The organism is Sphingopyxis sp. PAMC25046, assembly GCF_004795895.1.
Lineage (GTDB): Bacteria > Pseudomonadota > Alphaproteobacteria > Sphingomonadales > Sphingomonadaceae > Sphingopyxis.
The window spans coordinates 4201637-4221699 of record NZ_CP039250.1 but is presented as its reverse complement, the minus strand read 5'-3'; the positions used below and the strand labels follow the sequence as shown (position 1 = coordinate 4221699).

21 protein-coding genes and 1 tRNA gene are annotated in these 20063 nt (G+C 65.4%); 13 read left to right on the top strand and 9 right to left on the bottom strand.

Annotation, left to right across the window (positions count from 1 at the left end):
- Nucleotides 1-70 precede the first annotated feature (70 nt).
- From E5675_RS19960 to E5675_RS19940, 5 genes are all read right to left on the bottom strand, one after another.
- Nucleotides 71-865, bottom strand: a complete 795-nt coding sequence (locus tag E5675_RS19960) for a LytTR family DNA-binding domain-containing protein (protein WP_136176036.1) — start codon at nucleotides 863-865, stop codon at nucleotides 71-73.
- The gene (locus E5675_RS19955; protein ID WP_136176035.1) at nucleotides 862-1986 is read right to left on the bottom strand and encodes a histidine kinase; all 1125 of its coding nucleotides are present in this window, start codon (nucleotides 1984-1986) and stop codon (nucleotides 862-864) included. Before E5675_RS19955 ends, E5675_RS19960 begins: the two co-directional genes overlap by 4 nt.
- 186 nt (nucleotides 1987-2172) lie before the next feature.
- Entirely contained in the window at nucleotides 2173-5034 is a 2862-nt protein-coding gene (locus E5675_RS19950) for a TonB-dependent receptor (protein WP_136176034.1), read from the bottom strand.
- A gap of 27 nt (nucleotides 5035-5061) precedes the next feature.
- Nucleotides 5062-5556, bottom strand: a complete 495-nt coding sequence (locus E5675_RS19945) for a hypothetical protein (protein ID WP_136176033.1) — start codon at nucleotides 5554-5556, stop codon at nucleotides 5062-5064.
- Between the two features lie 239 nt (nucleotides 5557-5795).
- Nucleotides 5796-5869: transfer RNA gene (locus tag E5675_RS19940), tRNA-Gln, on the bottom strand.
- A gap of 154 nt (nucleotides 5870-6023) precedes the next feature.
- Here E5675_RS19940 and E5675_RS19935 point away from each other — a divergent pair.
- Entirely contained in the window at nucleotides 6024-7316 is a 1293-nt protein-coding gene (locus E5675_RS19935) for an FAD-dependent oxidoreductase (RefSeq protein WP_136176032.1), read from the top strand.
- Nucleotides 7313-7714: a DoxX family protein gene (locus E5675_RS19930; protein ID WP_136176031.1), complete on the top strand. Its 402-nt coding sequence runs from the start codon at nucleotides 7313-7315 to the stop codon at nucleotides 7712-7714. Before E5675_RS19935 ends, E5675_RS19930 begins: the two co-directional genes overlap by 4 nt.
- Before the next feature lie 2 nt (nucleotides 7715-7716).
- On the opposite strand, the gene E5675_RS19925 is transcribed toward E5675_RS19930, so the two are convergent.
- Entirely contained in the window at nucleotides 7717-8973 is a 1257-nt protein-coding gene (locus E5675_RS19925; protein ID WP_136176030.1) for a dipeptidase, read from the bottom strand.
- 78 nt (nucleotides 8974-9051) lie between these two features.
- Between E5675_RS19925 and E5675_RS19920 the strand changes: the two genes are divergently transcribed.
- Genes E5675_RS19920 through E5675_RS19905 form a run of 4 tightly spaced genes read left to right on the top strand, consistent with a single transcriptional unit; the run spans nucleotide 9052 to nucleotide 12952 of the window.
- Nucleotides 9052-10227 (top strand): acyl-CoA dehydrogenase family protein, encoded by a 1176-nt coding sequence (locus E5675_RS19920; protein ID WP_136176029.1) that lies wholly within the window; start codon nucleotides 9052-9054, stop codon nucleotides 10225-10227.
- Nucleotides 10224-11453: a hypothetical protein gene (locus E5675_RS19915; RefSeq protein ID WP_136176028.1), complete on the top strand. Its 1230-nt coding sequence runs from the start codon at nucleotides 10224-10226 to the stop codon at nucleotides 11451-11453. Before E5675_RS19920 ends, E5675_RS19915 begins: the two co-directional genes overlap by 4 nt.
- 51 nt (nucleotides 11454-11504) lie before the next feature.
- Nucleotides 11505-12710, top strand: a complete 1206-nt coding sequence (locus E5675_RS19910; RefSeq protein WP_136176027.1) for a M20 family metallopeptidase — start codon at nucleotides 11505-11507, stop codon at nucleotides 12708-12710.
- Nucleotides 12707-12952 (top strand): GlsB/YeaQ/YmgE family stress response membrane protein, encoded by a 246-nt coding sequence (locus E5675_RS19905; protein ID WP_136176026.1) that lies wholly within the window; start codon nucleotides 12707-12709, stop codon nucleotides 12950-12952. Before E5675_RS19910 ends, E5675_RS19905 begins: the two co-directional genes overlap by 4 nt.
- On the opposite strand, the gene nadB is transcribed toward E5675_RS19905, so the two are convergent.
- A complete protein-coding gene (nadB, locus tag E5675_RS19900; protein WP_136176025.1) occupies nucleotides 12949-14535 on the bottom strand; it encodes an L-aspartate oxidase in 1587 nt (528 codons plus the stop codon). The genes E5675_RS19905 and nadB overlap by 4 nt on opposite strands.
- 260 nt (nucleotides 14536-14795) lie before the next feature.
- Between nadB and E5675_RS19895 the strand changes: the two genes are divergently transcribed.
- A complete protein-coding gene (locus E5675_RS19895; protein WP_247594696.1) occupies nucleotides 14796-15566 on the top strand; it encodes a PHB depolymerase family esterase in 771 nt (256 codons plus the stop codon).
- A gap of 3 nt (nucleotides 15567-15569) precedes the next feature.
- On the opposite strand, the gene E5675_RS19890 is transcribed toward E5675_RS19895, so the two are convergent.
- Nucleotides 15570-16490, bottom strand: coding sequence for an ABC transporter ATP-binding protein (locus tag E5675_RS19890; RefSeq protein WP_136176023.1), 921 nt, complete (start codon nucleotides 16488-16490; stop codon nucleotides 15570-15572).
- Between the two features lie 112 nt (nucleotides 16491-16602).
- Here E5675_RS19890 and E5675_RS19885 point away from each other — a divergent pair, with 112 nt between their 5' ends.
- From E5675_RS19885 to E5675_RS19860, 6 genes are all read left to right on the top strand, one after another.
- Nucleotides 16603-17163, top strand: coding sequence for a DUF4402 domain-containing protein (locus E5675_RS19885; protein WP_136176594.1), 561 nt, complete (start codon nucleotides 16603-16605; stop codon nucleotides 17161-17163).
- 136 nt (nucleotides 17164-17299) lie between these two features.
- Entirely contained in the window at nucleotides 17300-17497 is a 198-nt protein-coding gene (locus E5675_RS19880; protein WP_136176022.1) for a zinc-finger domain-containing protein, read from the top strand.
- A gap of 226 nt (nucleotides 17498-17723) precedes the next feature.
- Nucleotides 17724-18173, top strand: coding sequence for a DUF4402 domain-containing protein (locus E5675_RS19875; protein WP_136176021.1), 450 nt, complete (start codon nucleotides 17724-17726; stop codon nucleotides 18171-18173).
- A 133-nt stretch (nucleotides 18174-18306) separates the two neighbouring features.
- Nucleotides 18307-18654 (top strand): DUF962 domain-containing protein, encoded by a 348-nt coding sequence (locus E5675_RS19870; RefSeq protein WP_136176020.1) that lies wholly within the window; start codon nucleotides 18307-18309, stop codon nucleotides 18652-18654.
- Between the two features lie 73 nt (nucleotides 18655-18727).
- Complete coding sequence (locus E5675_RS19865; RefSeq protein ID WP_136176019.1) at nucleotides 18728-18931, top strand: DUF2061 domain-containing protein; 204 nt, start codon at nucleotides 18728-18730, stop codon at nucleotides 18929-18931.
- A gap of 71 nt (nucleotides 18932-19002) precedes the next feature.
- On the top strand, nucleotides 19003-19431 hold the full coding sequence (locus E5675_RS19860) for an OsmC family protein (protein WP_136176018.1): 429 nt from the start codon (nucleotides 19003-19005) through the stop codon (nucleotides 19429-19431).
- Here the strand turns inward: E5675_RS19860 and E5675_RS19855 are convergent.
- Complete coding sequence (locus E5675_RS19855) at nucleotides 19428-20015, bottom strand: hypothetical protein (RefSeq protein WP_136176017.1); 588 nt, start codon at nucleotides 20013-20015, stop codon at nucleotides 19428-19430. The genes E5675_RS19860 and E5675_RS19855 overlap by 4 nt on opposite strands.
- Nucleotides 20016-20063 lie beyond the last annotated feature (48 nt).

The window sequence follows — 20063 nt, the reverse complement described above, 5'->3', positions numbered from 1 at the left end:
ACTGGACGGCGCGGCGCGTATCGATGGATGCAGGTCCGCGTTTTTTTGCTCCCCTGGAGGAAGCGGGAGGTCAGCCGACCGCGGGAAGCGAGCGCAGCAATTTTTTGGCGTAGACTCGCCCGGCGCCGACGTCGGTGCCGTTTCGCAGGATCACCCGCACGCCTTTCCCGGCCGAGCGCCGCACGCTGGCGATCGCGCTTCGCCGCAGCAGCGCGCGGCGATGCACGCGGACGAACTCCTCTTCCGGAAGGTCAAGGTCGGCTTGTGCCGCCCTGATCGACCCGCGCAACAGATAGGATGCCGACGCCGTGTGCAACCGGACATAGTCATCCTCGGCGGTGATCATGTCGATATCGCCGCGCTGGATGCAGGTCAGTGCGCCTGCGGTTCCGCGCAACCACAGTTCGTCGTCGCGCTGCCGTATCCCCTGCTCGTGATAGCCCGCGCGCAGATCGTCGATCACCGCGCGCATCTGGGCGATTTGTTCGCGCGCATCGGCCGCCGCGAGTTGATCGCGCGACCGGTCGATCGCCGCGCGCAGCCGCGAAAGCTCGATGGGCTTAAGAATATAATCGACAGCATGGGCTTCGAAGGCGCGAACGGCGAAATGGTCGAACGCCGTGGTGAAAATGACCCCCGGGACGCCATCTTCGGGGAGCCGGCTGAGGACGTCGAAACCGGTTCCGTCGCGCATCTTGATGTCGAGCAGCACGGTATCGGGTTTCAGCTCGGCGATCTTCGCGATGGCCTCGCGGCAACCGTTCGCCGACCCGACGTGCTCGACGTCTGGCAGCTTCGCCAGGATCAACTCGAGCCGCCGGAGCGCGAGCGGCTCATCGTCGACAGCCAGCACCCGCATCTTCATCGGGCATATCCCAGCGGCAATTCGAGCGTCGCGCGAAAGCGGGATGTGGGCAGCCGCTCGATCGACAATTTCGCGTCGGCGCCAAAGCGATTGGAGAGTCGGTCGCGGACATTGCGGAGGCCGGTATGCGTGCCGCAGATCCCGGCGCGCCCGCGCGATGGCGAACAGCTGTTTTCGACCACGATCTCCAGCCGGCCCTGTTCCTGGTGCGCCGAGATCGCGATCCACGCGTCCCCGGCACCCGCTGTGCCGGCGCCGTGCTTGACGGCGTTCTCGACCAGCGGCTGCAACAGGAAAGCAGGCACCGCCGCGCGTTCGAGCTCCGGCGGCAGGTCGATGCGGATTTCCAGGTCGGGATAGCGTGTCCGCTCAATTTCAAGATAGGTGGCCTGCAGCGCGACCTCCTCCGTCAACGAAATGTCGATGTCGGGATTGGTTGCAAGGTTGACGCGGAAAAAGCTCGCTAGCCGCTCGACCATCGCATTGGCGTCGTCGGCCCGCCCGTCGAGGATCAGCGCCGATACCGCGTTGAAGCTGTTGAACAGGAAATGCGGGTTGATCTGGTAATGGAGCGCCTGCAGCTTCGCCGCTTGCGCCATCGTACGGAGCTGCGCCGAGCGCCGTTCTTCCGCGCGCGCCTCGAAACCATATTGAACGGCCAGATAAAGCCCGACCCATGCCAGAAAAAACCAGGTCCAGGGAACGAGGGTGCGGATCACCGCGCTGCCGTCGATCGCAAGCTGGACCGGCTCTCCCTTCGCATAGACCAGGGCGAAATAGGTGCACCAGGCGAAGGATTCGGCTGCGACGAGCGAAGCAAAAAAGACGATCGGCGCCTTCTGGCGCCAGGCCCGTCGGTTCAGCTTCTGCAATATCATGTGGATGCCGAAGCAAAGAGCCAGGCCGATCGCCATGAGCATCAACCGCACGGCGGTCGCGCGCAGGAGATGCGGGTGGTGGTCGAGCAGATCGGCGATCCATAAGGCCAGCGTGTGAAGGCCCCAGAAGGCGCCGGTAAGCCAGAGGATCGCTTGCCGCCGCTGGCGTTCGAGGCGGCCTTCCCGGCCGGCCTTGGCCACTTCGTAAACGCCGGTGGATGGAAAGGCCGCGACTTGGTTCATCGCGCGGTTATCGCAGGAAGGCGAGAAGCTGTCGACCGACGTTCGGCCGCAGATATCGTGCGTTCACCCGCGCCGGAAGAGGAGCGGGTGAGAGCGTATGTGATGCGCGGACGAAGGCACCACCCTTCGTCCGCACACCGGGTCGGCACCGAGGGGGACTGGTCCCCGGCGCCGGAAGCGCGACCCTTAAAAACGCATGCTCGCGGTCAGGCTGTAACGCCGTCCGAGCACGTCATAGGTTGTCGGATAGGTGTTGCCCGAGTTGAGCGCCGTCGTGCCGACATAATTGCTGACGAGCGGCGGGTCCTTGTCGAGCAGGTTCTGGACCGCCAGCGTGAGCGTGAAGATGTCGGCGACCCTGGCGCGATAGGTCAGGTCGAAATAGCTGTAGCTCGGGATATGCAGATAATCGGGTTCGATCCCGTCGGCGTCCAAGATTCGCTCATAATCCGAGCCGTCGAGCCAGCGCCACAGCAGCGAGATGTCGCCGAAATCGTCGATCTGCGCCGTCGCCCGCATGTTGAAGCTGTATTTCGGGGTGATTTCGCCGGCGAAGAAACCACAGTTCGAACTATATTGGCCGACGCACTCGCGATTGATGCTGGTCGGCGAGGCCTTGAACTTCGACTGCTCGGTCCAGTTGCCCGAAAGGTCGAAGTTGAGCCGCCCGAAACCGGTGGGCAGGCCATAGTTGATCCGCAGGTCGACGCCCGACGTCGTGATCGTCCCCTGATTGGTAAGCAGCGCGATCTGCCCCGGCGTATCCCCCCCGCCATTTAGCGACCCGTTGAGCGGATTGCGGCGGATCAGAGCACACGCCTCCGCATCGCCCTCGTCGAAACAGGGGCCAAAGACGTCGTTGGGCGTCGGCAACGTAATCGCGTCGGTAATCTTGATATGATAATAGTCCGCGGTGATCGCGAGCCCGGGCACCTGCGGCGGCGTCACGACCAGTCCCAGCGTGTAGGAATCGGCGGTCTCGACGTCGAGGTCCGGATTGCCGCCCGCTGTCTGGTTGATCTGGCCTGAGGAGGGCGCCGGAATATTCCCGATCGAACCCGTCGGCGCGCCCTGTGCGATGCAGATCGCGGTGAGGGCGGCGTTGCCGACCGGATTGGAGCCCTGGCACGGATCCTCGGCAAGGTTCGCAAGGCCCGTCGTGATCGGCGTGAAAAGCTCCGAAATATTCGGCGACCGAACCGAGTGTTGGTAGATGCCGCGAATCTTGTAGCCGCGGAACGGTTCCCAGGTGCCGCCCGCCTTCCACGTCGTGCTGGTGCCCGTGTTCGAATAATCCGACAAGCGAATGCCAGCTTCGGCGGTCAGGCTATAGATGCCGGGCACATCCTCGACGATCGGCACGATCAGCTCGCCGAAGATTTCCTTGACGTTATAAGTGCCCGAGAAGGACGGCGACGGCGCCCCCGTGCCCAGCACCTCGTCCTGCGTCCCGAATGCGACATCGGACACCTGCTCGGCGCCATATTTGCGATATTCGGCCCCCAGTGCGAAGCCGATCGGCGTTTCCCCGGCCAGGAAATTGCCCAGTTCGCCCGAGATGCTGCCGCTGACGACCGACAGGCGCGTGCTCACCGTCGACCCCGCCGGCTGGTTGAAGAAGGCGACCGCCTCGTCCGTAATATCGGTGCCATCGCCGAACAGGTTAATCGGCACGCACCCGTTCGACGGATCGGCGCATTCAGTCGCGCTGTTCGCGCGCAGCGCCTGCTGCACGCGCGATTTCAGGCCCCAGTTGATATTGCTGTTCTTGCGGTCCGATTCGCCATGCAGACCATAGACGTCGAACTTGATCGTATCGGTGATCGATCCGCGAACGCCGGCCCAGAGCTGAAACTGATTGGTCGTCAGGTTGCGGATGCGCGGCCCCGCCTCGATGAAGCGGCGGTTGATGACCGTTGCGACCTCGCGATAGGCGGGATCGTTCGGGCTGGTCGCGGCGCCTGCCGCGGCGCAGTCGGCGGCCGAGATCGCGTTCGAGGCGCAAACCTCCGACCGCACCGCATCGGGCAGGAACGGGTTGTTGAGCGGCAGTTGCCATGTGTCGCCGAACATCCCCGACGAGGCGAGGCTGAGCTGCACCTTCGACCGGGTGAACATGCCCTTGGCATAGACTTCGATACCGTCGGCGACTTCATATTGCGCCGCGCCGAACAGGTTATAGCGTTCGAGCGGGGTCTGGAAATAATTGTCGGGCGCGAAATTATAGGCGTCGCGCGACCCCACATAGTCGCGGAGCGCACCATCGGCGGGGTTGTAGATGCGATTGTTGATGCGCGTCGGCGTTGTCGTTCCCGAACCGACGAGGCTGCCGTCGAGGAAATAGGTATCGCGCGAAACGGCGCGGCCGCCCTGCAGCACCGGCTCGACTTTCTGATAGCCGACATTGAGCACCGCGTTGCCGCGGCCGTCGTCGAAATTGGCGCCGACCGTCACGTCGAAGCGATAGCGCGCGCCGTCGCCGCGTTCGGTGATGCCCACCGTGCTGGCGAGCTCGACGCCCGCAAAGTCGCGCTTGGTGATGAAGTTCGCGACGCCGGCGATCGCGTCGGCGCCATAGACCGACGAAGCGCCGCCGGTCACGATCTCGGCGCGTTCGATCAGCGCGACGGGAATGATGTTGAGGTCGGTCTCGCTGAGCAGCGACGACGGCACGAGCCGCGTCCCGTCGAGCAGCACGAGGTTGCGGTTGGTGCCGACGCCGCGCAGGTTGAGCGAAGCGAAGCCCGCGCCCCCGTTGTTGACCGCGCTGTTGGCGCCGGGTGACACGCCGGGCAGATCGCCGATTAGTTCCTCGGCATTGGTCGCCTGACGAAGTCCGATTTCGGTCTCGCCCACGACCTGGACGGGGCTCGACTGCTCGAGATTGGGGTTCTGGATGCGCGAGCCGGTGACGACGATCGGCGCCGAATCCTCGATCGCCGTCTCGCCGCCCGGCGCGTCCTGCGCATAGGCTGGCGTAATGCAGGCGACGCTTCCGAGCAATGTCGTCGAAAGCAGATAGTGACGCGGTCGAAATTTACCCAACATATTGATACTCCCTGTTATTGTCCGTTTTTATGAATCGACCCGCGCCCAGCGATGCGCCGCCAGCGCGATCGGCAGGCCGAAGAGGAACATGTGCGATGCAAGGTCCGCAAAGCTGAGCGACATCCCGCCAGCCGGAACGGCGAAGTTCGAGAGCGGGAGCACGATGCGGTTCATCACGAAATAGACGGCGACGCCGTAGAGCGGACCGGCGAGCCAGGGCGATTGGCGCCCCAACGGCGCGATCCGCGCGGCGATGAGGACGAATGCCGCGGCAAACAGGAACGAGAGCAGGAAATGGCTCACCAATCCCAAGGGCACCGGCGCAAAGCCGTTCCGGGCCGCGGGGCCCAGCAGCCCCGACGCGATGCTCCGCAGAATATCGGCCGGGCCGACGCCCCTCAGCGCCCAGGCGGTGAAGGCGAAACCCAGATCGAGAACGCCGCCCACCAGACCGCCGATCAGGATCGCCTTCACAGGCGCCGTCGGGCCGGTTTCCGCGACAACATGCGTAGCCTCGATCATTTTCGTCCCCTCTTCTTCCAAAGGGGGCGCTAGCGCGGGCCGTTCATCGCTTGGAGCGAATCGCCGCCGATCGGCGTGGCGGTGCAGCCCAACGCATGCCGGCAACGGCGAACGTCACGCCCCGCGGGGTGAACGCAAAGCATGCGCGTGCCAATGCGGGGCCTTGTGGCGCAAGCGGCCGGGGCGCCATCAATGTTTGGGAGGTTTCGTACCGCCTTCGCGATCGCGGCGACGAAAACTGGATGCCCCGTGAGGATTCGAACCTCAATAGACGGAATCAGAATCCGTAGTCTTACCATTAGACGACGGGGCAAAGAGGGGCGCGCAATATGATTGCGGGGGCCGCCTGTCAAGGCCGGAGCGGCGGCCCGCACAAGCGCGCTTGCCCTGCCGCATTTCGCCGCTAGCATCACCCCATAACAAAAGAGGGGCCGCGCGCCCGCGCGGATGCCCGGAGGAGTGGGTTGATGCGTCATGTCGCGATCGTCGGGTCGGGCCCGGCGGGCTATTATACCGCCGAAACATTGCAGAAAGCGGACGATATAGCGGTCGACGTCATCGACCGGCTGCCCGTGCCCTATGGCCTGATTCGCACCGGCGTCGCCCCCGACCATCAATCGATCAAGGCGGTGTCGCGCCGCTACGAGGGCACCGCGCTCACCGACAATGTCCGCTTCGTCGGTCATGTCTCGGTTGGCAGCGACGTGACGATCGACGAGCTTGTCGGCCTATACGACGCCGTGGTGCTCGCGACCGGCGCGCCGAACGATCGGCCGCTCGACATAGCCGGTGCCGACCTTCCCGGCGTAATCGGCAGCGCGGCCTTTGTCGGCTGGTACAACGGCCACCCTGACTTCGCCGACCTCGATCCACCGCTCGACGCGCCGGGTGTGGCGGTGATCGGCAACGGTAATGTCGCCCTCGACGTCGCGCGCATCCTCGCCAAGACGCCGAGCGAATTCGCAGGCAGCGACATCGTCGCGCACGCGCGCGATATCCTGGCCGCGAGCGCGGTGCGCCATATCCAGATCCTCGGCCGCCGCGGTCCGCACCAGATCGCGATGACGCCGAAGGAGCTTGGCGAACTCGGTCATCTCGAGCGCGCGAGCCCGCGTGTCGATCCCGCCGACCTCCCCGACGAGGGCGACGATGCGATGCTCGAGCCCGGGATGCGCAAGTCGGCGACGCACCTTCGACAATTCGCGGCCAACCCGGTCGCCAAACCGGTGACGATCGATTTCGATTTCTTCGCGATGCCGGTGGCGATCGAAGGCGAGGGACGCGTCCAACGCGTCATCGTGGAGAAGACCGTCCTCGACGCCGATCTTCGCAGCCATGGCACCGGTGAGACCTATGCCGTCGACGCCGGCCTCGTAATCAGTTGCATCGGATACCAGACCCCGCCGATCCCCGGGGTACCCTATGAACATGGCCGCGGCCGCTTCGCGAGCGACGAAGGGCGCATCCTGTCCGGCCTCTATGCGGTCGGCTGGGCCCGGCGCGGTCCGTCGGGGACGATCGGCACCAACAAGCCCGACGGCGCCCGGATCGGCGAGATGGTGCTCGAGGATATCGGTCGCGGTGCCGGCAAGGCGGGCCGTCCCGCGCTTGATGCCTTGCTCGCGGGGCGGGGCATCACCCCCGTCACCTTCCGCGACTGGCGCCGGATCGAGGAGGCCGAGGTCGCCGCCGCGCTCGACGGCAATCCGCGCGAAAAATTCACGAGCATCGAGGCGATGCTCCAAGCCATCGGACGGTGAAGGAGCGCGTTCGCACGATCCTGCGCTGGCTGCTCGTGCTCGCTTATGGTTATGCGGGCTGGCGCCATCTCGCGACGCCCGCGCCTTTCCTCGCGATCACCCCGCCGTGGATACCCGCGCCCGTCTTCGTCGTCGCCGCGACCGGGGTCGCGGAAATCGCGGGCGCAATCGGGCTGATGATCCCAAGGGTGCGCAAGGCGGCCGGTTGGGGCCTCGCGCTCTATGCGCTCTGCGTCTGGCCCGCGAACTTCCACCACGCGTTCGCGAACGTCGCCATCAATGGCGAGACGCTCGGCTGGTGGTATCACGCCCCGCGCCTTGCCGCACAGCCGCTGATCATCTGGTGGGCGGTGTGGGCGAGCGGCGCGACCGACTGGCCGTTTCGCCGCCGCGCCTAGGCCTATTTCGCGACCGGCGTCTCGATCGGCGGCCGGCCTTTCTGGCTCGCCGCATAGGCTTCGACCGCCTTGAGCACGCGCAGCATGTTGCCGCTCGAAATCTTCTCGAGCTCGGCCTGCGTATAGCCGCGCCGCGCGAGTTCGGCTAACAGCCGCGGATAGCCTGTGACATCCTCCAGCCCGACCGGGGTCGCGTCCATGCCGTCATAGTCGCCGCCGATCCCGATATGATCGACGCCGATCGTCTTCTTGAGATGATCGATATGGTCCGCCGCGATCCCGATCGGCACCTGCGGCGCCGGGTTCGCGGCGTCCCACGCTTTCAGCGCCGGGGCGACAGCATCGGGATTGCCGACGTATAGCGCGTCGAGCCGCGCCTTTTCCGCCGTGCGCGACAGGCCGTGCGCGCGCAGCTTGGGATCGAGGAACGCCGCGTATAGCACGACCATCACGACACCGCCGTTCGCCTTGACCGCGGGCAGCACGCTGTCGGGCACGTTGCGCGGATGGTCGTTGACCGCTCGCACCCCAGAGTGGCTGAACATCACCGGCGCCTTCGACACCTCCAGCGCGTCCTTCATCGTCGCTTCGCTGACGTGACTGAGGTCGACGATCATGCCGAGGCGGTTCATTTCGCGAACGACCTGTTTGCCGAAATCGGTGAGGCCGTCATGCTGCGGCGCGTCGGTCGCACTGTCGGCCCACGGCGTCGTTTTGCCATGGGTCAGCGTCATGTAGCGCACGCCCATGCCATAAAGCTCGCGTAGCACGGCAAGCGACGAGCCGATCGACTGACCGCCTTCGGCGCCGAGCATGCCCGCCACCTTGCCCGCCTTCATCTGCTGTTCGAGTTCGGTCGAGGTCGACGCGAAGCCGAGGTCGTTCGGGTAGCGCGCGATCAGCCGCTTCGCGACGTCGATCTGCTCGATCGTCTGCTGCACCGCTTGCTGCTCGTTCGTGTTGCTGGGCACATAGACCGACCAGAATTGCGCCCCGACATGCCCCTTGCGCAGGCGCTGGATGTCGGTGTGCATCACGCTGCCGTCGGGCTTGGGCTTGGTGGTGTCGCGAAAGTCGAAACCGTTGATCACATTGCCGACGCTGCCGCGCAGTTCCCACGGCACGTCGTTATGCCCGTCGAACACCGGCGCCTTCTTGAGCGCCGCCTCGGCGACCGCTTCGGGCGACTTCTGCGCCATCGCGGGGGTGGAAATCAGGGCGAGTGCGGCGAGGCCGGCGAGCAGGGTGGGCTTGTTCATGGCGCGCGACCTTAAGTGCTTGTTGCCGCAGTGCAAGCCCGACTTGACGTGCGCGTCAACGCCGCGCAGCATCGCGCCATGACAGCCTTCGACGACTGGCGCGCGCGATCGCCCCATTATGACGAAACCCACGAAGCGTTGGCGCAAAGCGTCCGCCGTTTCGTGAACCGCGAAATCGCGCCCAACATCGACCGCTGGGAGGCGGAGGGCGAACTGCCGCGCGCGCTTCACAAAAAGGCCGCCGATGCCGGCATCCTCGGGCTGCGCTATCCCGAACAATATGGTGGCCATTCGGAAGGCTTCGACAATTTCCACGGGCTGGTGCTGACCGAGGAACTCGCGGCGGTGGGCGCGGGCGGGCTCGGCGCGTCGCTGATGACGCATGGGATCGGCCTGCCCCCGATCCTTGCGCTGGGCTCGGAGGAACTGAAACAACGCGTCGCGCCGCCGGTGCTCGCAGGCGACAAGATCATCGCGCTGGGCATCACCGAGGCGAGCGGCGGCAGCGATGTCGCCAACCTGAAGACCACGGCCGTGCGCGACGGCGACAGCTATATCGTCAACGGCGGGAAGATGTTCATCACCAGCGGCATGCGCGCCGACTGGCTGACCTGCGCCGTCCGCACCGGCGGCCCGGGCGCCGCGGGCATCTCGCTGCTGCTGATCGAGATGGACAGCCCCGGCGTCGAGCGTACAAGGCTCGACAAGATGGGCTGGCGGTGCAGCGACACCGCGGCGATTTATTTCAGCGACGTCCGCGTTCCCGCCGCGAACCTGATCGGTCCCGAAAACGGCGGCTTCATCGGCATCATGCGCAATTTCAACAGCGAGCGGCTTGGCATGGCGATGGGCTGTTGCGCCTATGCCCGCGTCGCGATGGCCGAGGCGGCCGAGTGGGCGCAGAGCCGCGAGACGTTCGGCAAGCCGCTCGTCGGCCACCAGTCGATCCGCATCAAGCTCGCAGACATGGAGCGCCAGATCGAGGCGACGCAGGCGTGGGTCGACCTCTGCGCCTGGCAGGTCAAAAACGGCAAGGACCGCCCCGCCGACTTCGCGATGCTCAAGGTACAGGCGACGCGGATGCTGGAGGCCGTCGCGCGCGAGGCAGCGCAAATCCTCGGCGGCGCATCCTATATAACGGGCAGCAAGGTCGAGCGCATCTATCGCGAGGTGCGCGTCAATGCGATCGGAGGTGGCAGCGAGGAAATCATGCTCGACCTCGCGGGGCGGCAATTGTTCGGCGGCCAACGTTGAACTCCGCGGACATCGCGATGCTCGTCGTCGCGGTCGGCGGGGCGGCGTTCATGCTGTCGCCCAATGTCCTTCGTTCGACCAATTGGCGTGCGACGGTGACCCCGCTTGCCTCCATCATCGGCTCCGGCTTCCTTGTCGCAGGGCCGATTCTCGGCCATGCCGCAGGCCGTTATGCGGTGTTGGCGATGGCGGCGCTTTGCGGCATTTCATACCTGTTCGGGCTCGCGGTGCGCGACAATATCAGTCGGCTCGAGCCGATGCTCGCCGCCGACAATCCGCGCCCCGTTCTGATCTGGCTCGACCGCGCCGCCGACCTCGCGCTGATCCTCGCCTATTTCGTGTCGATCGCTTATTATCTCAGCCTGCTTTCCGACTTCGCGCTCAAGGGGCTGGGGATCGTCGATCCCGCGCTGGCACATCTGGTGACGACGGGTATTCTCGCCGTACTGGCGGTGCTCGGTTATCTCGGCGGGCTGCGGTGGCTCGAACATGTTGAGCTCGGTTCGGTTGGACTCAAACTGGCGTTGATTGCAGCGCTGATCGCAGCGCTCGCGTGGAGCATGGGCGCGCAGCTGCTCATGGACGGAGGGGTCACGGTCAAGCCGCTTGCCGGAACGGCAGAGGGCTGGGACTCGCTGCGCATTCTGCTGGGCCTCATCATTCTGGTCCAGGGTTTCGAAACCTCGCGCTACCTTGGCCACAGCTACGATGCGCAGACGCGGGTGCGAACGATGCGCCACGCGCAATGGATCGCCTTCATCGTCTATATGCTGTTCATCGGCCTGCTGACGCCCTGGCTCGACGGCCGCCTGCCACCCGAGGGCGGCGACACGCATATCGTCGAATTGCTGCGTCCGGTCGGCATGCTGATCGCGCCGTGCGTCATCGTCGCGGCGCTGATGTCGCAGCTGTCGGCTGCGGTGGCTGACATGAACGGCGCTAGCGGGCTGGTGAGCACGGCATCGCGCGACCGGATATCGGTGGGCGTCGGATATGTCGTCGCGGCCGGCGCGGCGACCGCCATCGTTTGGTCGGGCAGCATCTTCACCGTGATCGCTTGGGCGTCGAAGGCGTTCGTTCTCTATTACGGCGTCCAGTCGCTGACCGCCCTCGTCGTCGAATGGGTCGATCCCGCGCCGACGCGCTGGCGGCGAATCGCGCTCCACAGCGTTGCGATCCTGATTGCGCTCGCGGTGCTGTTGCTCGGGAAATCGGCCGAGGGCTGACAAGTCGCCGGCCATTGACTAGCTTTGCCCGATCCAACCGAGGAAAATTCAATGAATTTAGCCAATAGGAGCTGGCCCGCCGAGGCCGATAATCTCCTCGACGACCTCATCGACCTCCGCCGCGCGATCCATCGCGAGCCCGAATTGGGCCTGCAGAACCCGAAGACGCTCGCGAAGATCAAGGATGCGCTCGCCGGGCTGCCGCTCGAATTCCGCGAGGGGCCGTCGACGACCGGGCTGATCGCGATCCTTCGCGGCCCTGCGAACGGGCGCACCGTGCTGCTGCGCGGCGATATGGATGCGCTGCCTTTGCTCGAAGAGACCGGGCTCGATTTCTCGTCGGAGATCAGCGGCGCGATGCACGCGTGCGGGCACGACACGCATGTCGCGATGCTCGTCGGCGCCGCGAGGCTGCTGTGCGCCGCACGCGACCGATTGCCGGGCACGGTGATGTTCATGTTCCAGCCGGGCGAGGAGGGCTATCATGGCGCGCGCTTCATGCTCGACGACGGGATCATCGATCCGCTGCCTGACGCAGCCTTCGCACTCCACATCATGCCCAACGCGCCGCACGGGATTTTCGCGGGGCGCGCGGGGCCGCTGCTCGCCTCGTCCGACGTCCTCTCGATCACAATCAAGGGCGCGGGCGGGCACGCGTCGATGCCGCACGACAGCATCGACCCGATCCCCGTCGCTTGTTCGATCGTCACCGCAATCCAGGCGATGGTCACGCGCCGCGTTTCGGTTTTCGACCCCGCGGTCGTCACCATCGCAAAGATCGCGGCAGGGACGACCAATAATATCATCCCCGAAAGTGCCGAGATGCTCGGCACGATCCGCACGCTGTCGCCCGAACGCCGAGCGATGGTCGCGCGCGAACTGAAGCGCCTTGCCCCCGCGATCGCCGAAGCGCATGGATGCGCCGCCGAGGTGACGATCGAGGAAGGCTTCCCAGTGACGATCTGCGATGCACGCGCGGTGGCGTTCGGTCAGTCGGTCGTCGAGGCGACATTCGGCGAAGAGGCCTGGCTAACGATGGAGAATCCGGTGATGGGTGCCGAGGATTTCTCCTATGTGCTCGAAAAAGTGCCGGGCGCGATGTTCTGGCTCGGCGCGAGTGAGGCGGGCAGCGACTGGCGCCAGTGCTGCGGGCTGCATTCGAACCATATGGTGCTCGACGAAAAGGTGATGGCGCGTGGCGCCGCGCTGCACGCGGCGCTCGCCGAGCGGTTCCTGAACGAGGGGTTCAACGCATGATCAACATCATCGGCGCGATCATCTCGGGCCTCATCATCGGCGCGCTCGCGCGCTTCTTCTATCCCGGCGCGGTCGAGATGGGGTGGATCGCGACGATCCTGCTCGGCATCGGCGGCTCGCTGCTCGCGGGGCTCGCCACCTCGCGCGGCCGCGGCGATTTCAGCCGCGCGGGCTGCCTCGCCTCGGTGATCGGCGCGATCGTGCTGATTCTGGCAGGCCGCCTGCTCGGGATCGGTGGTTAAGGCACCAGCACCGTATCGACCGGGTGCGCCAGCATGTCGGGATAGTCGAGCGTATAGTGCAGCCCGCGGCTTTCCTTGCGGTGGAGCGCGCTGCGCACGATCAGCTCGGCGCATTGCAACAGGTTTCGAAGCTCGATCAGGTCGGTCGTGACGCGGAAATGGCCGTAATAGTCGCCAACCTCGCCCGTCAGCATCTTGATTCGGTGCTGCGCGCGTTCGAGCCTTTTGGTCGTGCGGACGATGCCGACATAATTCCACATGAAGCGGCGGATTTCGGTCCAGTTCTGCTTGATCACCACCTCTTCGTCCGAATCCGTGACGCGGCTTTCATCCCACGGCCGGATCGCGGGCGGCGGTTCGAGCCGGTCCCAGCGCGCGATGATGTCCTTCGCCGCAGCCTCGCCGAACACGAAGCATTCGAGCAGGCTATTCGACGCGAGGCGATTGGCGCCGTGGAGCCCGCTCTCGGTGCATTCGCCCGCCGCGTAAAGCCCCGGCAGATCGGTGCGGCCGTCGAGGTCGATCAGCACCCCGCCGCAGGTATAATGCTGCGCGGGCACCACAGGGATCGGCTGCTTGGTCATGTCGATCCCGAGCGTCAGCAGCTTCTCGTAAATGTTCGGGAAATGGCCCGCGACAAAATCGGGGTCCTGATGACTGATGTCGAGATGGACATAGTCGAGGCCATAACGCTTGATCTGGTCGTCGTTCGCGCGCGCGACGATGTCGCGCGGCGCGAGTTCGGCACGCGCGTCATAATCGGGCATATAACGATGCCCCGTGACGGGGTGCTTCAATATGCCGCCTTCGCCGCGCACCGCCTCGGTGATCAGGAAATTCTTGACGTCGAGATTGTAGAGGCAGGTCGGGTGAAACTGCATCATCTCCATGTTCGAGACGCGGCAGCCCGCGCGCCAGGCCATCGCGATGCCGTCGCCGGTCGCGCCGCGCGGCGCCGTGGAGAACTGGTACACGCGCCCCGCCCCCCCGCTCGCGAGGATCGTCGCGCGGCCGACATGCGCGTGGACCTTGCCGCTCGTCTCGTCGAGCGCATAGACGCCCCACACGCGCCCCGAGCCCGAATAACGCTCCTCGTGACGGCCGGTGATCAGGTCGATGCACGCCTGCCCCGGGAGGAGCGTGATGTTCGGATGCGCTTCCGCGGTCTTCAATAAAGCCGCCTGCACCGCCCAGCCGGTCGCGTCGTCGACATGGACGATACGGCGGTGCGAATGCCCACCCTCGCGCGTCAGGTGCAGCGCCTCGGCGTCCTTGTTGAAGGGGACGCCCATTTCGACGAGCCGTTCGATCGCGTGCGGCGCATTCTCGACGACGAACTCGACCGTCTCGCGCCGGTTGAGCCCGCCGCCCGCGATCATCGTGTCATCGATATGATTCTCGAAGGTGTCGCCCGCATCGAGCACCGCCGCGATCCCGCCCTGCGCCCACGCGGTCGATCCGCCGGTCAGCTCGCCCTTCGCCAGCACGAGCACGCGGCAATGATCGGCGAGCGCGATCGCGGCGGTCAGCCCCGCGGCGCCCGAGCCAATGATGATGACGTCATGCTGTATTTCGGTGGACAAGGCAGGCTCCTATCGGCCGTCGGTGCGCGCACCTATACGCGAAAGCGGCGGCGGTTCAATTCGATGCGCGCCCTTGCCGCAACCGCCCTCGCCGCCTAGCAAAGCCGCGAAGGAGAAGGCCCCTGTCCCTGTTTCGCATCCTCGCCGTCGCCCTGATCGCGGTTCTCGGTTTCGGCGCGCCCGCACTGGCCGCGCCCGGCTGCACCCTCGGCGCACCGGGAACGACGCAGCGCGTCGCGGTCGGGGACACCGGGCGTTCGATGCTGATTCATATTCCCGTCGGGGTGCGTCGCATCCGCGATCTGCCGCTCGTCTTCCTTCTCCACGGCAGCACCGGAAATGGGCAGGAAATGCTACGCCATTCGGGGCTAGCCGCGACCTCCGACCATCACGGCTTTCTGCTCGCGGCGCCCGACGCCGGCATTCCCGCCGGCAAGGGCTTCGTCTGGAACATCCCCGGCGTGCCGACCGTCACCGGTGCGGTGCCGACCGCCGACGATCCCGACGACGTCGCCTATCTGACCGCCGCGATCGACTGGCTTGCCGCGCAGACTTGCATCGATGAAGAGCGTGTCTACGCGACGGGTCTGTCGGGCGGCGGGCGCATGACCTCCTGGCTCGGCTGCGTAGCGTCGGATCGCTTCGCGGCGATCGCACCCGTCGTCGGGCTTCGCGCCGGCAATCCTTCACCCGGCGATCCGCAGCGCCCCGACCCCGCAACCTGTCAGCCGAAGAAGGCGATTCCGGTCTATGCCTTTGCGGGCAGCGACGACACGACCAACCCCGTAGCGGGCGGCGGTGCGGGCTATTGGCAATATTCGATGGCGACCGCGCTCGCGCGCTGGGCCGAACTCGATCGCTGCAGCACCGGTCCCGAAACCGTCCCCGTGTCCGAGACCGCCGAAGAGCAAATCTATTCGAACTGCCTCGGCAACGCGCGCGTCGCAGGGCGTATCGTCCAGGGTCGCGGCCACGAATGGGTCGCCGACAATGAGGCGATGTGGGGCTTTTTCGCGCGCTACCGGCGCTGAGCCTCAGGCCGCGCTGCGCGTCAGGTTGAGGAAGACGTCCTCAAGGTCGGCCTCGCGCGTCGAAACATCGACGATGCCGTGCCCCATCGCGTTCACCGCCGCGAGCACTTCGCCCGCGTTCATCCGGTCCTTGTTATAGCTGATCGCGAGCCCGCGCGTCCCGTCACGCTCGACCTTTTCGAACGCCGGATGCGTCGGTAGTACCGTGACATCGGCGTCGAGCGTCACGACGACGATCTTCTCGCGCGCCATGTCGACCAGTTCGCGCGTCGGCTTGTTCGCGATCAGCTTGCCATGGTTGATGATCGCGATCCGGTCGCAAAGCTCTTCGGCTTCCTCCAGATAGTGGGTCGTCAGCACCACGGTGACGCCGCGGTCGTTGAGGCTCTGAACATATTCCCAAAGCTGTTGCCTGAGCTCGATATCGACCCCTGCGGTCGGTTCGTCGAGGACGATGATCGGCGGCGAATGGACCATGGCTTTCGCGACGAGCAGGCGGCGCTTCATGCCCCCCGAGAGCGTGCGCGCATAAGCGTCGCGCTTGTCGCTGAGGTGCACAGCGGCGAGCAGATCGTCCGAAATGCGCCTGTCCTTCGGCACGCCATAGAGGCCTGCCTGATTCTCGAGCGTCTCAAACGGCGTGAAAAAGGGATCGAAGACGATCTCCTGCGGCACGATGCCGATCGAATATTTGGCGTTGCGCGGATCGGCGTCGATGTCGAAGCCCCAGATGCTCGCCGACCCGCTCGTCTTGTTGACCAGCCCCGCGAGGATATTGATCAGCGTCGACTTGCCCGCTCCGTTCGGCCCGAGCAGCCCGAAGATTGCCCCACGCGGGACATCGAAACTGACATTGTCGAGCGCCTGCTTGCCGCCGGCATAGCGTTTGGAGACGGCGTCGATGCGGATGGCGGCTTCACTCATGGCGGCCTGCATAGCCGCGCGCCAGCCCATGCGAAAGCCATGATCGCCGATAGATTTTCTGCTGACCCATGCGTTAACGCTAAATTGGAAACTCGCCGCTAGAACGATGCCTGTGGGGACCAGTCACATCTTTCGCCCGCTGCGTTTGCAGCGCGGCCTCATCGCATTCGCGCTCTTCATCGCGCCCGGCGTCACCTCGCCGGTACAGGCGCAGGCGGGCGCGCAGGGCGAGGCCGAAGCCATTGTGCTTCGCCCGCTTTCCTTCTTCAAGGTGAACGACCTCGACTTCGGCGACATCATTCCGTCGAATGCCGCGGGGACCGTCACGATCGCGCCCGACGGATCGCGGAGCCGAACCGGCGGCGTGACGCTCGCGGGCGATGGCGGCGAGCCCGCGCGCTTCGCCGGGCTCGGCAGCTTCAATCGCCAGGTCAACATCTCGCTGGGATCGAACAGCATCTGGATCACCGGGCCGGGCACGCGGATGCGCGTTCGCAATTTCGAGATCGGCAGCACGCCGACCGCGATCCTGTCGACGTCGCCGACCCGCTTCCGTATCACCTCGCCGCTCGGCAACTACAATTTCCCGGTCGGGGCGACGCTCGAGGTCGGCGCGAACCAGGTGCCGGGCGAATACAGCGGCACCTTCACGATCACCTTGAACTATCTTTAGGCTTTCCTGTGGGGGGAAGACGGCACCGGGGGACCACTGGCACCCGGACGGGGGCTTGCACCGGTGCCGTCATGGCCCTCACTCCATGCGCAGACCCGATTGCCGAGCCTTCGCGGCCTTGCTATGGGCGCGGTCGATGACCCAGCCCGCACCCGAAACGATCCGCACGCCCAAGACCCGCATCGCCTGCGACGGCACCGGCGACGGCCTCGCCGATGCGGCGCTCGGCCACCCGCGCGTGTGGCTCGAAATCGACACCGACGAAGGCTTCGTCGATTGCGGCTATTGCGACCGGCGCTTCATTCTGATCGGCGGAGTCGCCGACAAAGGTTGAGCCGGCGTGAACACGGAGCGCACATAGCCCGCCGCGACTGGTAAATCGCCGATTTACCAACCCCGTCCACCCGTAATGAAGGTCCCGCTGGCATAGTCCGTGCCAGACAGGAGCAGAATCTGTGGGGATTCGAGGGACCAGCCACTGTCGGAGCGCGGCTCGCGCCCTGACTATCGCCGCGGCAGCCGCGAGCGCGGCGCCATACGCGACCGTGCACGCCGCCGATATGAGCAGCACCGCGAATGCGGCGGTCGTTCGGCCGAACACGCTGATCAAGACCGACGATCTCGACTTCGGCACGCTGCTGAGCGGACCGGCGGGCGGCACGGTCACGATCAACCCTGTCACCAACGGACGCAGTGCGGCGGGCGGCGCGACGCTCATCGGCAACGATGGCGGCCGCGCCATGTTCCAGGGCACCGGCGGCATATTCCTGATCACCGTGTCGGGCAGCACGTCGGTCACTCTCACGCGCGCCGGCGGCGGCGCGCCGGCGATGACCGCCAGCCTCGTGCGCGCCGCGACCACGAGCGGCGGCGGCATCGCGCTGCTCGGCGCGACATTGCTGCCGAGCGGTGTTCAGACCTATTATATCGGCGGCACGCTTGCCGTCCCCGCGAATCAGCCCGAGGGCAATTACAGCGGGACATTCACGCTCACCGTCAATTATCTGTAGATCGGCGGCCGGACGCGGCCGCTCCTTTCTCACTTCGTCATGAAGAACGGCCACTCATCCCGGTTGAGCAGGCGGTTCCGACATTTCGATAGTCGCCTTGACGCTGCGCGCCGGCGGCCGCATCTTCGTCATCATGCCTCGGCTGTACACCAGTTTCGCCGAATTCTGGCCCTTTTACCTGCGTGAGCACAGCAAGGCGTCGACGCGCGCGCTGCATTATGTCGGGACCAGCCTTGTCGTGCTGATTGCGGTTGCAGCGGTGCTGAGCGGCCGTTGGGGCTGGCTTGTCGCGCTACCGGTCGCGGGTTATTTCTTTGCCTGGGTCGCCCATTTCGGGGTCGAGAAGAACCGCCCTGCGACCTTCACCTATCCGCTATGGAGTCTCGCCGCGGACTTCAAGATGTGGGCGATGTGGCTCGGCGGGCGGCTCGGGCCCGAACTCGACCGGGCGGGCGTGGCGCGGGATAATCGATCAGACTGAACGAAAGCTCCAACTGGCAGTCTTTGCGAATCATTCTTAACTTGAACGGGTTCGCCGCTGCTGGAGACGGGCCATGCCCACCGACCTGATCAAGACCCTCACCTACCTCTCGATCCATCTGACGATCGGGTTCAGCGTCGCCTATGTGATGACCGGATCGGTCGCACTCGCTGGCGGGATCGCGATCATCGAGCCGTGCATCAACGCCGTTGCCTTCTTCTTTCACGAAAAGGCGTGGAAGCGCGTGGGCGCGGGGCGTAAGCTGCTCGCGGCCTGAGGCCTCCCGAGTCCCGGGCGGCTTTCCGTTCCATATCTTCGAACCCCCAGATCGAACCCAGGAGAAATTGCATGACCGTCAATCGCGCATCGGCCCGCTACGAAGGTTTCGGCAAGGAGGGCAAGGGATCGATCACGACCAAGTCGGGGGTGCTCGACAAGCAACCCTATGGCTTCGGAACACGCTTCGAGGGACAGCCGGGGACCAATCCCGAGGAATTGATCGCCGCGGCGCATGCCGCCTGCTTCACCATGGCGCTGTCCTTCGGCCTCGCACGTGCGGGCTATAGCGGCGACACGCTCGAGACGAGCGCCGCGGTGACGCTCGAGCAGCAGGACGGCGGCTTCACGATCACCAAATCGGCGCTGACGCTGACCGGAAAAGTGCCGGGGATCGGCGCCGACGAATTCGCGAAGATCGCCGAGGAGGCCGAGAAAAATTGCCCAGTGTCGAAGCTGCTCGATTGCGAGATCACGCTCGAGCACAGCCTGGAGAGCTAAGCCGCATAGCGCAGCGGCGGCGGCAGCGCGTCGTCCATGAAGTCGAAAACGCCCTGCGCGGGTGCGGGGAGCTGCCAGCGCTGGAGGACGCGGTGGCGGCTGTGGCCGATATGACTTTCGATCAGGACGAGCTCGCGCGGCGTCCAGTTCCACGCGACCGGCACCGGGTCGAACGCATGCTTGCCATAGCCGAGCGTGATGTGCGGGCGGAGGCCCGACTGGCGATACCAGGGCGCGATTCCATATGGTGCGAGTCGTGCGACAAGGTCGTCGTAAAGCTGGCGAATCGCAGCGGTGCTCCCGACCGTGACCAGTTCGGCGCCGGCATCCCGGCTGACGATCCGGCCAAAGGGAATCGAAGCGGCGGCGGGCAGGCCGCCTTCGAATGCGCTGGCGACGCGTTGCCGCAGGAAGGGGTGGGACACCGACGTCTCGTCGATCGTGCAGAGGGTGAGATGATAGTTTTGCGGCTTCAGCCCGGCGAAGAGATCGCCCGAAACGGGCGGCAATTGACGCGCAAGCCAGCCGGCGCGGTCGACGGCAAGCTGAAAGCCAAGGAAGTATCGGAACATCGGGCTCATCATCCATTCCTCCGAATCGGATCAATGTTCCCATTATGTTCTCATCAGTGG